This is a genomic window from Nonomuraea sp. SBT364 (assembly GCF_001083785.1).
Taxonomy (GTDB): Bacteria; Actinomycetota; Actinomycetes; order Streptosporangiales; family Streptosporangiaceae; genus Nonomuraea.
Genome location: NZ_LAVL01000230.1, coordinates 1 through 11975 on the forward strand (window position 1 = coordinate 1; position 11975 = coordinate 11975).

The 11975-nt window shown below is 71.5% G+C and carries 15 protein-coding genes; 2 read left to right on the plus strand and 13 right to left on the minus strand.

What is annotated here, in order from left to right:
* Window positions 1-43: 43 nt before the first annotated feature.
* From ADY59_RS44005 to ADY59_RS44015, 3 genes are all read right to left on the minus strand, one after another.
* Window positions 44-1663 (minus strand): solute symporter family protein, encoded by a 1620-nt coding sequence (locus ADY59_RS44005; RefSeq protein ID WP_049576285.1) that lies wholly within the window; start codon window positions 1661-1663, stop codon window positions 44-46.
* Window positions 1660-1989 carry a DUF485 domain-containing protein gene (locus ADY59_RS44010; protein WP_049576288.1) on the minus strand — a complete coding sequence of 110 codons (330 nt, stop codon included), beginning with the start codon at window positions 1987-1989 and terminating at the stop codon, window positions 1660-1662. The genes ADY59_RS44005 and ADY59_RS44010 overlap by 4 nt, the downstream gene beginning before the upstream one ends.
* Before the next feature lie 171 nt (window positions 1990-2160).
* Complete coding sequence (locus ADY59_RS44015; protein WP_049576291.1) at window positions 2161-3315, minus strand: trans-sulfuration enzyme family protein; 1155 nt, start codon at window positions 3313-3315, stop codon at window positions 2161-2163.
* A 13-nt stretch (window positions 3316-3328) separates the two neighbouring features.
* Here ADY59_RS44015 and ADY59_RS44020 point away from each other — a divergent pair, with 13 nt between their 5' ends.
* Entirely contained in the window at window positions 3329-4330 is a 1002-nt protein-coding gene (locus tag ADY59_RS44020; protein ID WP_197094140.1) for a LacI family DNA-binding transcriptional regulator, read from the plus strand.
* A gap of 16 nt (window positions 4331-4346) precedes the next feature.
* Here the strand turns inward: ADY59_RS44020 and ADY59_RS44025 are convergent, their stop codons facing one another.
* From ADY59_RS44025 to ADY59_RS50805, 10 genes are all read right to left on the minus strand, one after another.
* Entirely contained in the window at window positions 4347-5834 is a 1488-nt protein-coding gene (locus tag ADY59_RS44025; RefSeq protein ID WP_049576296.1) for a sodium/solute symporter, read from the minus strand.
* A complete protein-coding gene (locus ADY59_RS44030; protein WP_049576299.1) occupies window positions 5831-6211 on the minus strand; it encodes a membrane protein in 381 nt (126 codons plus the stop codon). The genes ADY59_RS44025 and ADY59_RS44030 overlap by 4 nt, the downstream gene beginning before the upstream one ends.
* Window positions 6208-6957, minus strand: a complete 750-nt coding sequence (locus ADY59_RS44035; protein ID WP_049576302.1) for a LytR/AlgR family response regulator transcription factor — start codon at window positions 6955-6957, stop codon at window positions 6208-6210. Before ADY59_RS44035 ends, ADY59_RS44030 begins: the two co-directional genes overlap by 4 nt.
* A 33-nt stretch (window positions 6958-6990) precedes the next feature.
* Entirely contained in the window at window positions 6991-8169 is a 1179-nt protein-coding gene (locus tag ADY59_RS44040) for a sensor histidine kinase (RefSeq protein ID WP_049576303.1), read from the minus strand.
* A gap of 3 nt (window positions 8170-8172) precedes the next feature.
* Window positions 8173-8580 (minus strand): HIT family protein, encoded by a 408-nt coding sequence (locus ADY59_RS44045; RefSeq protein WP_049576306.1) that lies wholly within the window; start codon window positions 8578-8580, stop codon window positions 8173-8175.
* Window positions 8577-9287 carry a DUF1838 family protein gene (locus ADY59_RS44050; protein ID WP_049576310.1) on the minus strand — a complete coding sequence of 237 codons (711 nt, stop codon included), beginning with the start codon at window positions 9285-9287 and terminating at the stop codon, window positions 8577-8579. Before ADY59_RS44050 ends, ADY59_RS44045 begins: the two co-directional genes overlap by 4 nt.
* Before the next feature lie 18 nt (window positions 9288-9305).
* Window positions 9306-10190 carry a YihY/virulence factor BrkB family protein gene (locus tag ADY59_RS44055; RefSeq protein ID WP_049576312.1) on the minus strand — a complete coding sequence of 295 codons (885 nt, stop codon included), beginning with the start codon at window positions 10188-10190 and terminating at the stop codon, window positions 9306-9308.
* 54 nt (window positions 10191-10244) lie between these two features.
* Entirely contained in the window at window positions 10245-10994 is a 750-nt protein-coding gene (locus ADY59_RS44060) for a DUF3618 domain-containing protein (RefSeq protein WP_049576315.1), read from the minus strand.
* Entirely contained in the window at window positions 10991-11371 is a 381-nt protein-coding gene (locus ADY59_RS44065; protein ID WP_049576318.1) for a phage holin family protein, read from the minus strand. Before ADY59_RS44065 ends, ADY59_RS44060 begins: the two co-directional genes overlap by 4 nt.
* Window positions 11372-11463: 92 nt before the next feature.
* On the minus strand, window positions 11464-11628 hold the full coding sequence (locus ADY59_RS50805; RefSeq protein WP_156326114.1) for a hypothetical protein: 165 nt from the start codon (window positions 11626-11628) through the stop codon (window positions 11464-11466).
* Window positions 11629-11731: 103 nt separating this feature from the next.
* On the opposite strand from ADY59_RS50805, the gene ADY59_RS44070 reads away from it, so the two are divergent.
* Window positions 11732-11975, plus strand: a 244-nt coding sequence (locus tag ADY59_RS44070; protein ID WP_156326115.1) for a hypothetical protein, incomplete at its 3' end; no start/stop codon positions are given.

Consider the following 11975-nt stretch of genomic DNA (forward strand, 5'->3'; position numbering starts at 1 on the left):
GGGGGAAGGCGGGCCCGGTGGAGGGGCCGGGCCCGCGAGGCCATCAGTGTTCGGTGGCCTTCTCCGCCCCCACCCCGGTGAGGGAGCGGACTTCGATCTCGGCGTACTTGGCCGCGTTGTACTCCTTGCTCAGGATGGTGCCGAGCCAGCCGCACAGGAAGCCGAGCGGGATCGAGACGATGCCCGGGTTGCTGAGCGGGAACCAGGCGAAGTCGGCGTCCTTGAACAGGGCCGTCTTGCCGCCGGAGACCACCGGCGAGAAGATGACCAGCACCAGGGCGGACACCAGGCCGCCGTAGATGGCGCTGACCGCGCCGGCCGTGTTGAACCTCTTCCAGAACAGGCTGTAGAGGATCGCCGGCAGGTTGCCCGAGGCGGCCACGGCGAAGGCCAGGGCGACCAGGAAGGCGACGTTCTGGCTCTGCGCGAGGATGCTGAGGCCGATGGCGACGGCGCCGATCACCAGGGCGGAGATCCGGGCCACGACGACCTCCTGCCGCTCGCTGGCCTGGCCGCGCCGGAAGACGTGCGCGTACAGGTCGTGGGCGAAGCTGGAGGAGGAGGCGAGCGTGAGGCCGGCCACCACGGCCAGGATGGTGGCGAAGGCGACGGCGCCGATGAAGGCGAGCAGCAGCGTGCCGCCCACCGAGCCGAAGATCTCCTCGCCGATCCGCAGCGCGAGCAGTGGCGCCGCGGTGTTGCCTCCGGGGTCCTGGGCGACGATGGCCTCCCTGCCGACCAGGGCGGCGGCGCCGAAGCCGAGGACCAGCGTGAGCAGGTAGAACACGCCGATGATGCCGATGCCCCACAGGACGGACTTGCGGGCGTCCTTGGCTGTGGGCACGGTGTAGAAGCGGATCAGGATGTGCGGCAGGCCGGCGGTGCCGAGCACGAGGGCGAGGCCGAGGCTGATCAGGTCGATCTTGCCGGCGAGGCCCTGCGCCTCGGTGCCGTACTTGAGGCCGGGGATGAGGAAGCTGTCGGGGTTGGCCTTGGGGCCGCTGGTCGCGGCGGCCTGGCCGAGCAGCGCCGACAGGTTGAAGCCGAACTTGCCCAGCACCAGCACCGTCACCAGGGCGGCGCCGGTCATCAGCAGCACGGCCTTGACGATCTGGACCCAGGTGGTGCCCTTCATGCCGCCGAAGACCACGTACACGATCATGAGGGCGCCGACGGCGATGATCGTCCAGATCTTGCCGGCGTCGGAGGTGATGCCGAGCAGCAGGCCGACCAGCGCGCCCGCGCCGACCATCTGGGCGAGCAGGTAGAAGATGCTGACCACGATGGTCGAGACGCCGGCGGCGGTGCGGACGGGCCGCGGGCTCATCCGGAAGGCCAGCACGTCGGCCATGGTGAACTTGCCGGAGTTGCGCATGAGCTCGGCGACCAGCAGCAGCGCGACCAGCCACGCCACCAGGAAGCCGATGGAGTACAGGAAGCCGTCGTAGCCCGACAGCGCGATGATGCCGGCGATGCCGAGGAACGACGCGGCCGACATGTAGTCGCCGCCGATGGCCAGGCCGTTCTGCACGCCGCTGAACGAGCGGCCGCCGGCGTAGTAGTCGGCGGCCGTCTTGGTCTGGCGGCTGGCCCAGAACGTGATGCCGAGCGTGGCCGCGACGAAGACGAGGAAGAGGATCGTGGCAAGGGTGGTCGAGCTCACTTGGTCTTCTCCTCGACCTCGTGCCGGAGCTTGTCGGCGATCGGGTCCAGCTTCTTCTCGGCGTGCCTGGAGTAGGCCCACGCGATGAGGAACGTCGTCACGAACTGCAGCAGCCCGAAGACGAGCCCGACGTTGATGTCACCGAGCAGCTTGATGCCCATGAAGTCGCGGGCCCACCCGGACAGCACCACGTACAGCAGGTACCACACCAGGAAGGCCACCGTCATGGGGAACGTCCACCGCCTGAAGCGGCTCTTCAGCTCCTGGAACTCGCTGCTCCTCTGCACCTGTTCATAGACCGACGCGTCATGTTCTCTGGTTGTCACGAGACCTCCACTGTGATGCGGATCACGCACAAGGTAAGAGCGCAACCTACCCGCGGTGGAGGGGTCTCGCAGCGCTGTTCGGCGAGCCGCCGCCGACCGGCGTTCAGCTGGTCAGGGGTTGCGGTGAGTGGTCCCTTATGTACGACGAACGGTCGGCGGGGCGGGGGCCGGTCAGCCGATGCCGTCGAGCGCGCCGCCGAGGTCCTTGATCAGGGTGTCGGCCGGTTCGAGCCCGACCGACAGGCGCACCAGGCCCACCGGGATGCCCATGGTGGCCCGGACGCTCTCCTCGGTGGTCAGCGCCGGCGCGTTCACCAAGCTCTCAAATCCACCCCAGGACACCCCAATCCTGAAATGTCGCAACCCGTCCAGGAATGTGGAGACTTCGTCTCGCGACTCCGTGGCCAACTCAAAGCTGAAAAGACTCGAAAATCCCGACATTTGACCAAGCGCAATGTCATGACCGGGATGCGAGGGAAGGCCGGGATGGTTGACCCGGCGGACCGCCGGATGCCCCGCCAGGAACCCGGCCACCGCCAGCCCGCGCTCCTGGTGCGCCGCCATCCGTACGGGCAGCGTGCGCAACCCCTTGATCACCTTGGCCGCGTCGTGCGGCGACATCGCCGCGCCGTACAGCTGGTACTCGGTCAGCGCCAGCGGCCGGATCAGCCGAGACGGCCCCGCCACCACGCCGCCGACCACGTCGCTGTGCCCGCCCGCGTACTTCGACAGCGAGTGCACGACCAGGTCCACGCCCAGCGTCAGCGGCTTCTGGAAGATCGGCGTCGACCAGGTGTTGTCCATCACGGTCACCAGCCCGCGCTCGCGCGCCCACCCGGTGACGACGGCGAGGTCGAAGATCTCGTACCGCATGTAGGAGGGCGACTCGAAGTAGAGTAGGCGGGTGTTCGGCCTGATAGCGCTATCACACGCGTCGAGATCGACGGCATGGTCATGCGTGACGCCGAACTTCTCCAGATAACGCAGGAACTGGGTGGTCGGCCCGTAGACGGCGCCCAGCACCAGCACGTGGTCACCGGCCGACACCAGCGAGGAGATCGTCGCCGAGATCGCCCCCATCCCGGAGCCGAAACACTTCGCCCGCTCGGCCCGCTCCAGCGCGGCCAGCTTGCGCTGCAGCAGGTCGACCGTGGGATTGGTGCCACGCCAGTAGACGTAGCGCTCGTCCTCGTTCCTGATCGCCTCACCGAGCTCGACCGCCGAGCCGAAGGTGAACACGCTGTTGTCGAACACCGGCGGGTTGACCGCGCCGAGCGTCCACGGCTCGTCCTCGCCGAAGCGGCCGCAGATCCAGTCATCGTCCATGGAGGCACACCCTATGGCAGCGCGTAAACCGACCATGCTGGACGTCGCCCGGCATGCCGGGGTGAGCCTGAAGACGGTCTCGCGCGTGGTCAACCAGGAGCCCCACGTCAGCGCCGAGCTGCGGCGACGCGTGCAGGCGGCCATCGGCGCGCTCGGCTTCCGCCGCAACGAGGCCGCCGCGCGGCTGGCTCGCGGCGCCACCATGCTCACGCTCGGCCTGGTCATGGAGAACATTTCCAACGAGTTCTCCTCCCGGCTCGCCAAGGCCGTCGAGGCGGCCGCCGCCGAGCACGACGCGCTGGTCGTCTTCGGCTCCTACGAGGAGCGGCCCGAGCGCGAGCGGATGCTGGTCGAGGCCATGTACGCGCGGGGCGTCGACGCGCTCATCGTGGTCCCGTCCGCCGCCGGGCACGGCTGGCTGACCGCGCATCCCGGGCTGACGGCCGTCTTCGTGGACCGGGTGCCGTCCGGCCTGGAGCACGCCGACGCGGTCGTGCTGGACGACGCCCGGGGCGGGCTGGCGGCCACCGAGCACCTGCTGGCGCACGGCCACCGCCGCATCGCGCTGATCTCCGACGACGACGGCCTCAGCTCGGTCCGCGACCGCGCCGCCGGCTACCGCGCGGCGCTGCGCGCGGCGGGCGTCCCGGTGGACGAGTCGCTGGTCGTGCGCGGCCTGTTCGACCCGTGGCGGGTCGCCCCCGAGGTGAGCCGCCTGCTGGACCTGCCCGCGCCGCCGACGGCCTTCTTCGCCACCAACAACCGCGCCGCGACGGGCATCCTGCAGGCACTGCGCGAACGCCCCCCGGAGCTGGCGCGGCCCGCGTACGTGGGGTTCGACGACTTCTCCCTGTCCGCCGTCTTCGACCCGGGCGTCACGGTCGTCCGCTACGACACCGAACTGCTCGCCCGGACCGCCGTCGACCTGCTGTTCACCCCCTCCCCGCAGGCCCGCCGCGTCACCATCCCGGTGCGCCTGATCCCCCGCGGCTCCGGCGAGCTCCCACCCCCCTGAGCACGGTTGAGCACGGTCACGAGGAGCGGGGGCGCCAGTCGCCGCGGTCGAGGTCGAGGTTCTCCGGGGTGTGGAGGCGGACCATGGTCCTGGCGACGCCCAGCGGGACGCGGTCGGGCGTCAGGAACGACACCGAGACCATCACCGCGAACGCGATCGGCACCGTCCAGGCCGCCGGCTGGGCCAGCAGCGCCCCCGCCGGGCCCTCGTACGGGCCGCCGGTGATGGTGGCGAGCACGGCCGCGCAGGCCAGGCCGCCGCCGACGAACAGCCCGGCCAGCGCGCCCGTGGTGGACAGGCGGCGCCACCAGATGCCGAGCACGAGCAGCGGGCAGAACGACGAGGCGGCGACCGCGAACGCCAGGCCCACCACGTCGGCGACCGGCAGCGCCCGCGCCCACAGCGCCAGCCCGAGCGGCACCGCGACGGCCATCAGCGTGGCGATCCTGAACGAGCGCACGCCGCCTTTGAGCAGGTCCTGGGCGATCACGCCGGCGACCGACACGGTCAGCCCCGACGAGGTCGACAGGAACGCCGCGAACGCCCCGGCGGTGATCAGCGCGGTCAGCAGGTCGCCGAGCGTCCCGCCGATCATGCGCGCGGGCAGCGTCAGCACGACCGCGTCGGTGCGGACCAGGTCGGGCGCGTAGATGCGGCCGAGCCAGCCGTACAGCGCGGGCAACAGGTAGAAGGCGCCGAGCAGCGACAGCACCACCAGCGTGGTGCGGCGGGCGGCCCGCCCGTCGGGGTTGGTGTAGAAGCGGACGAGCACGTGCGGCAGCCCCATCGTGCCCAGGAACGTCGCCAGAATCAGCGAGTACGTCGAATACAGGGCGTAGTCCTTGGCCCCGGCCAGCGGCACCTGCCAGACGGCGGCGTCCTGCGCGTTCAGCGCCGGGGCGCCGTCGGCCTTCCACGCCATCAGCAGGAACACCAGCGGCACGGCCAGCGCCGTCAGCTTCAGCCAGTACTGGAACGCCTGCACGAACGTGATCGACCGCATGCCGCCCGACAGCACGTTGACCGCGACCACGACGGCCACCAGCAGCCCGCCGGCCCACACCGGCGCCCCGGTGATCGTGCGCAGCACCAGGCCGGCGCTCTGGAACTGCGGCATCAGGTAGAGCCAGCCGATGAGCACCACGAGCACGCTGGCCGTGCGCCGCACCACCATGGACTCCAGCCGGGCCTCGGCGAAGTCGGGCAGCGTGTAGGCGCCGGAGCGGCGCAGCGGCGCGGACACCAGCACGAGCAGCACCAGGTAGCCGCCGGTCCAGCCGACGGGCAGCCAGAGCATGTCGACGCCGTAGCTGAGGATGAGCCCGGCCACGCCGAGGAAGGAGGCCGCCGACAGATACTCGCCGCCGATGGCCGAGGCGTTCCACAGCGGGGTGACGGTGCGGGAGGCGACGTAGAAGTCGGAGGTGGTGCGCGAGAAGCGCATGCCGAACGCGCCGATGAGGATGGCCGCCACCATGACCGTGACGACGGCGGCCAGGCTCATGAACGGTCGACCAGGTCGGCGAAGTGCCGCTCGTTGCGCTCGGCCTGCCGGACGTAGAGCCAGGCGCCGATGACGAAGGCGGGGTAGATGAGCCCGGCGAGCACCGCCCACGGCAGCGGGACGCCGAGCAGGTGCGTGCCCCGCAGCTCGGGGATGAGCAGGAACAGCAGCGGCAGCCCGCCCACCACGCAGGCCAGCACGGTGCAGACGAACAGCGCCAGCCGGAACTGGGTGCGCAGCAGCGAGCGCATGTAGACCTCACCGAGGTGCGTCTGCTCGTCGATCTCCCGGGTGGCCGGGCGGCGCGGCCGGCGGGCGGCGGCGGTGCGCGGGCTGGTGACCGCGGTGCGCCGCCCCGGCCGGGACTCGGGGCTCAATCGGGGCGTCCCTTCCTGGCGCGGCGGACGAGCAGGTCACGCAGCTCGCGGGTGTGGCGGCGGCTGACCGGGAGCTCGATGTCGCGGACGCGGACCGTGCAGCGGCCGGAGTCGATGTGCAGTTCCTCGATGTGCTTGACGGCGACCAGGTGGCTGCGGTGCACCCGGACGAATCCGGCCGCCGACCAGCGTTCCTCCAGCGTGGCCAGCGGGATGCGCACCAGGTGGCTGCCGGTGGCGGTGTGCAGGCGGGCGTAGTCGCCGTGCGCCTCCACGTAGATCACGTCGGCGCTGGAGACGAACCGGGTCACGCCGCCCAGCTCGACCGGGATGGTGTCGGTCTCACCGCCGTCGGCGGGCACGTCGGCCGACACCGCCACCCGGCGGATCGCCTCGGCCAGCCGCTCCGGCCGCACCGGTTTGAGCAGGTAGTCCTCGGCCTTGATCTCGAACGCGTCGACGGCGTGCTCCTCGTAGGCGGTGACGAACACGACCCGCGGCGGGTTGGCGAACTGCGACAGCAGCCGCCCGAGCACCACGCCGTCGAGGCCGCGCATCCGGATGTCGAGGAAGACCGCGTCGATGGGCCTGCCTTCGGCCATGGCCCGGTCGAGCAGCCGCAGCGCCGCCGCGCCGTCCCTGGCGGTCGCCACCTCGCCGATCCGCGGGTCGGCACGCAGCAGGTACGACAGATCTTCCAGGGCTGGAAGTTCGTCGTCGACCGCGAGGACCCGAAGTTGTGCCACAGAAAGTGATAAAACAGGCAACGAAGATCGAGGTCAACGGGCTGAGACGCCCGGGTGATACTTCGGCAACCGGACGTTGACCTTCGTGCCCGCTCCGCGCCCCGTCTCGACCACCAGCCCGTACTCGTCGCCGTAGACCTGGCGCAGTCGCTCGTCCACGTTCGCCAGGCCGATCCCGCCGTCGGAGGTGGCCTCACCGGCGAGGATGCGGCGCAACCGGTCGGGGTCCATGCCGAGCCCGTCGTCCTCGACGCTGATGCCGCACTCGGCCCCGGCGTCCTCGGCGATGATCGTGATGCGGCCGACGCCGTCCTTGCTCTCCAGGCCATGCCGTACGGCGTTCTCGACGAGCGGCTGCAGGCACAGGAACGGCACCGCCACCGGCAGCACCTCGGGCGCGATGCGCAGTGTGACCTGGAGCTGGTCGCCGAAGCGGGCGCGCTCCAGGATGAGGTAGCGGTCGATGGAGCGCAGCTCCTCGGCGAGCGTGGTGAACTCGCCGTGCCTGCGGAAGGAGTAGCGGGTGAAGTCGGCGAACTCCAGCAGCAGCTCGCGGGCGCGCTCCGGGTCGGTGCGGACGAAGGAGGCGATCGTGGTCAGCGAGTTGTAGATGAAGTGCGGCGAGATCTGCGCGCGCAGCGCCCGCACCTCGGCCTCCATGAGCAGCGTGCGGGAGCGGTCGAGCTCGGCCAGCTCCAGCTGCGAGTCGACCCAGCCGGCCACCTCCTGGGCGGCCCGCACGAGCCCGGCGGAGGCGTGCGTGCCGTAGGCGGTCAGCGCGCCGACGACCCGCTCGTCGGTGGTGAGCGGCACCACGACCGCGTTCCGGACCGGGCATTCGAGCAGGTCGCAGCCGATGGTCAGGACCTGGGTGCGGCCGTCCTGGAGGGTGGCCCCGGCGTGCTCGAAGGCGTGCTCGGCATGGTGGTCGCCGGCGCCGTCGTAGACCAGCAGGCGCTCGCCGTCGGTGATGGCGAGGGCGGCGGAGCCGAGCAGCTCGCGCAGGTGGCGCGAGGCGCGCTGGGCGCCGTCGGCGGTGAGCCCGGCGCGCAGCGGCGGCCCGGCCAGCGACGCCGTGTGCAGCGTCTCGAACGTGGCCCGCTCCGCCGGGCTGGTGCCCAGGTCGCGGCGGCCGCGCATGACGCGCCAGAGCACGATCGCGGGCACGCCGACGAGCACGGCCACCACGGCGACGCCGACGAGGTATTCCACGGCTCAGCCCAGCGCCTTGGCGATCCGCTCGGCGTAGGAGGCGGCCTCCTCGGCCGAGGCGTAGGTGGTGCGCGGCCAGAAGAAGCCGCGCAGGCCGTCCTTCTTGACGCGGGGCACGACGTGCACGTGCAGGTGGGCGACGCTCTGGCTGACGCGGTTGTTCATCGCCACGAACGTGCCGCCGGCCTCCAGGCCCTGCTCGACGGCGCGCGCCATGCGCTGGACGCGCTCGAAGAACGGGCCCACCCCGGTCAGGTCGGAGAGCGTCTCGGCGTGCGCGCGCGGCACGACGAGCACGTGCCCCTTGAAGACGGGCCGGGTGTCGAGGAAGGAGACGGACACCTCGTCGGAGTCGACGATCGTCGCCGGGCGCTCCCCCGAGACGATCTCGCAGAACAGGTCGGTGCTCACCGCCCGACCTTATCCGCGAAGGCGGTCCAGCTCGTCATGCTCGGGGCCGACCACTCCTCCGGCGCGTGCAGGAACCGCTCGCCGGCGCGCTCGCGCAGCCGTTCGGGCACCTCGGCGCTCTTGCCGCCCCGGCAGTGGTAGACGAGCCCGCCCGGCCGCTGCGCCATCGCCATCCACGGCAGCCACGGCGAGACCCGGCACCAGGAGAACACGCACGGCACGCCGGGCAGCTCCGTGGCGAGGTCGTCGGCCCTGGCGAAGAACTGGAACAGCTCCATCGCCCGGTAGGTGTCGCTCGCGGAGTTGTCCGGGTAGTCGGCGACCTTGAGCGGCGACGGGTAGGCCAGGCGCACGTCCACGTTGAAGACCACCTGGTCGCCCAGCGGGGTCCGCGGCACCTTGTGGTCGCCGAGCCGCTGGTTGGCCGGGTCGTTGAGGACGTGCTGGACCTCGACCTGACGGCCGGTCAGCGGGTTGTCCCACACGTCGAGCACGTCGCGGGTGCCCGGGTCGAGGTAGAGGGCGGCCTCCCTGGTCAGCAGCCGCCAGCCGCCGTCGTCGTCGCGGACCGCCCTGGCCACGTTGACGCCCTCGAACCCGAACAGGTGGTGCGGCCCGCCGTCGGGCTCCCAGCCGTAGACGTCGCCGGTCCAGGACGAGATCGTCTCGGCGCCGTCGATGGAGGCGCGCACGCGGATGAAGTCCATGCGCGAAGCCTCTCATCTTCAGCCCGGCAGATCATCCGGCTTCGGCGGGTCACGCGGCACCGCGTACGGCTCCCGCCCGTCGGGGTTGCCCTCGGCCACGGCGCGTTCCCGGATCAGCTCGGCGTCGAGCTCGGCGCCGAACAGCAGCGCCATGTTCGACAGCCACAGCCAGATCAGGAACACCACGACCGCCGCGAGCGTGCCGTACGTCTTGTTGTAGGAGCCGAAGCCGGCCACGTACAGCGCGAAGCCCGCGGAGACGAGCACCCAGAGCAGGACGGCGAGCACGCCGCCGGGCGTGATCCAGCGCACGCCGGGCTGGCGCACGTTCGGCGCCGCCCAGTAGAGCACCATGATCAGGCCGGCCGCGATCAGCGCCAGCACCGGCCACTTGAGCACGTTCCACGCGGTCACGGCGGTGTCGCCGAGTCCGAGCACGTCACCCGCCAGGGCGGCCAGCCGGCCGGTCAGCGTGACCGCGATCGCGCCCGCGGCCAGCAGGATCATCAGCATGACCGTGAGGCCCAGCCGCAGCGGGGTCAGCTTCCAGAACGGACGGCCTTCCTGGATGTCGTAGATCTCGTTGCACGCCCGGATGAACGCGGCGATGTAGCCGGAGGCGGACCAGAGCGCGACCAGGAGGCCGACGATCGCCACCAGGCCCGCGCTGCCGGTGCCGCGCACGCCGCGCACGCTCTGCACGATCAGGTCGCGCACCTCCTCCGGCGCCAGCACCACGAGGGAGCCCACGACCGTGCCGAGGTCGTCGCGCCTGAGCAGCCCGAACAGCGACACCAGCACGATCAGCGCCGGGAAGACGGACAGCACCGCGTAGTACGTGAGCGCCGCCGCCAGATCCTGGACGCGGTCGTTCCTGAACTCGGCGAACGTGCGCCTGATCACCCGCCACCATGACCGGCGGGGCAGCTCCGCGGGGCCGCTGGGAGCTTCCACGCGTCACTTGGCCCTGTTGCGCCTCATCACGCGGCGCACCAGGAGGGCGACCACCGTCCCGACCGCGGCGATCATGAGCACCGGGCGCTTCTTCACCGGCTCCGGCGTGGCGTCGCCGACCTTGCCGGCTACTTCCTGCGCCTTGCCGGTCATCTCGTGCGCCTTGCCCTTGGCCGCGCCGGTCATCTCGGCCGTCTTGCCCTTGGCCGTCTCCGCCATCTCCGTGGCTTTGTCCTTGGCCGTCTCCGCCATCTCCGTGGCCTTGTCCTTGGCCGTGCCTGCCATCCTGCCCGCCTTTCCTCTGGCCGTGGCCGCCGTCGCGGCGGCCCGGCTCTTGACGTCCGCCTTGTGCGCCAGGGCGCTGACCGTCTCGCCCAGCTCCTGGCGGGTCTGCCTGATGTCCGCCCGTACCTCGTCGGCGTCGTCACCGTGTGCCTGGTGCTCCCGGTGACCGCCGTGGTGCTCGCGGCGGGCCGTGCCGGTGCCCTTCGCAGGGCGGCCCCCGCTCAGGGACTCCTCCTCCACGGCGCGCGACTCGACCGCGTCGGTGCGGTCGTCGACCTGGGGCGCTTCGGGGATGAAGGTCTCGTGCTCCTCGCGGGCCAGCTCGGCCTCGTGCGCGTTCTCGGCCGCGCCCGGCCTGGTGGGCGGCACGTTGATGGACTCGTGGTCCGTGGGCGTGCCGACCGTCGCCCGGCGCGCGCCCACGGTGCCGGCGTGCTGGTCGCTGCGTCCCGGATCGGTCTCGCTCATCGCCGCGCCCCTTCCTTGACCGCGTCGACGTCGGCCCTGACGCTGGCGATGGTCTCGCTCGGGACCGGCGGCGCCGCCTGCTTCACCTTGCTCTTGCCGGCCAGCCCCAGCAGGGCGGCGACGATCAGCAGGACCACCCCGACGATCGCGGCCGCGACCCACGCGGGCATGACCAGCGCGAGAAGCAGCACGACGGCGGCCACGAGCACCGCGCCGCCGAAGAACGCGACCAGACCGGCCGCGCCGAACATGCCCGCGCCGAACCCGGCGCGCTTGCCCTTCTCCGTGAGTTCGAGCCTGGCCAGCCGCAACTCGTCCTTGACGAGCCGGGAGACCTGCTCGGAAAGGTCGGTGACCAGTTTGTGGGTGTCGTTCACGACGTCGCCTCCTCCGTCGCGAACCCGCCTACCCGAGGAGTCCGGCTTCTATCACCTCGCGGAATTTCGCCGGTCGGGAAGGCCGGAGGCCGCTACCGCCTGGCGGCTCGCAGGAGGAAGCCGACCAGCGACTCGACCGGCGACTTCGGCGCCTCGCACCAGTCGGCGGGCTTCTTGGGCGCGCTCCACGGGGACGGGAGCTCGCACGAGGGAGCCGGCGGCTTGGGCCGCTCGCACCACGATCCCGGAGTATTCATACTTTCATTCTACGGCTTGCGTCGATATTTCCCCATGATTCGCCCAGTGCGCCGTGGGCGGACGCGGGCCACCCCGGCCGCCGCGTCCGGGTAACCTGCCGGGATGCTGGTCGTGCATGGGGTCTGGGCTGGGGACGGGGTGGCCTTCTGGGCGGAGGACACCGCCGCCGTGCCCCTGTCCTCCCGCGGCTCCGCGCCCCGTTTCCATCCCCGGGCCGCCCCGGTGGCGAGCCTGCCCGGCGGCGAGGCGCGCACGCTGGAGCTCCTGCTGCCGGGGTCGGCCAAGGAGCCGCTCCCGTCCCCCGAGACCGGCCAGCTCGCCGAGCTCACCCGCCCTTCCCTCCGCC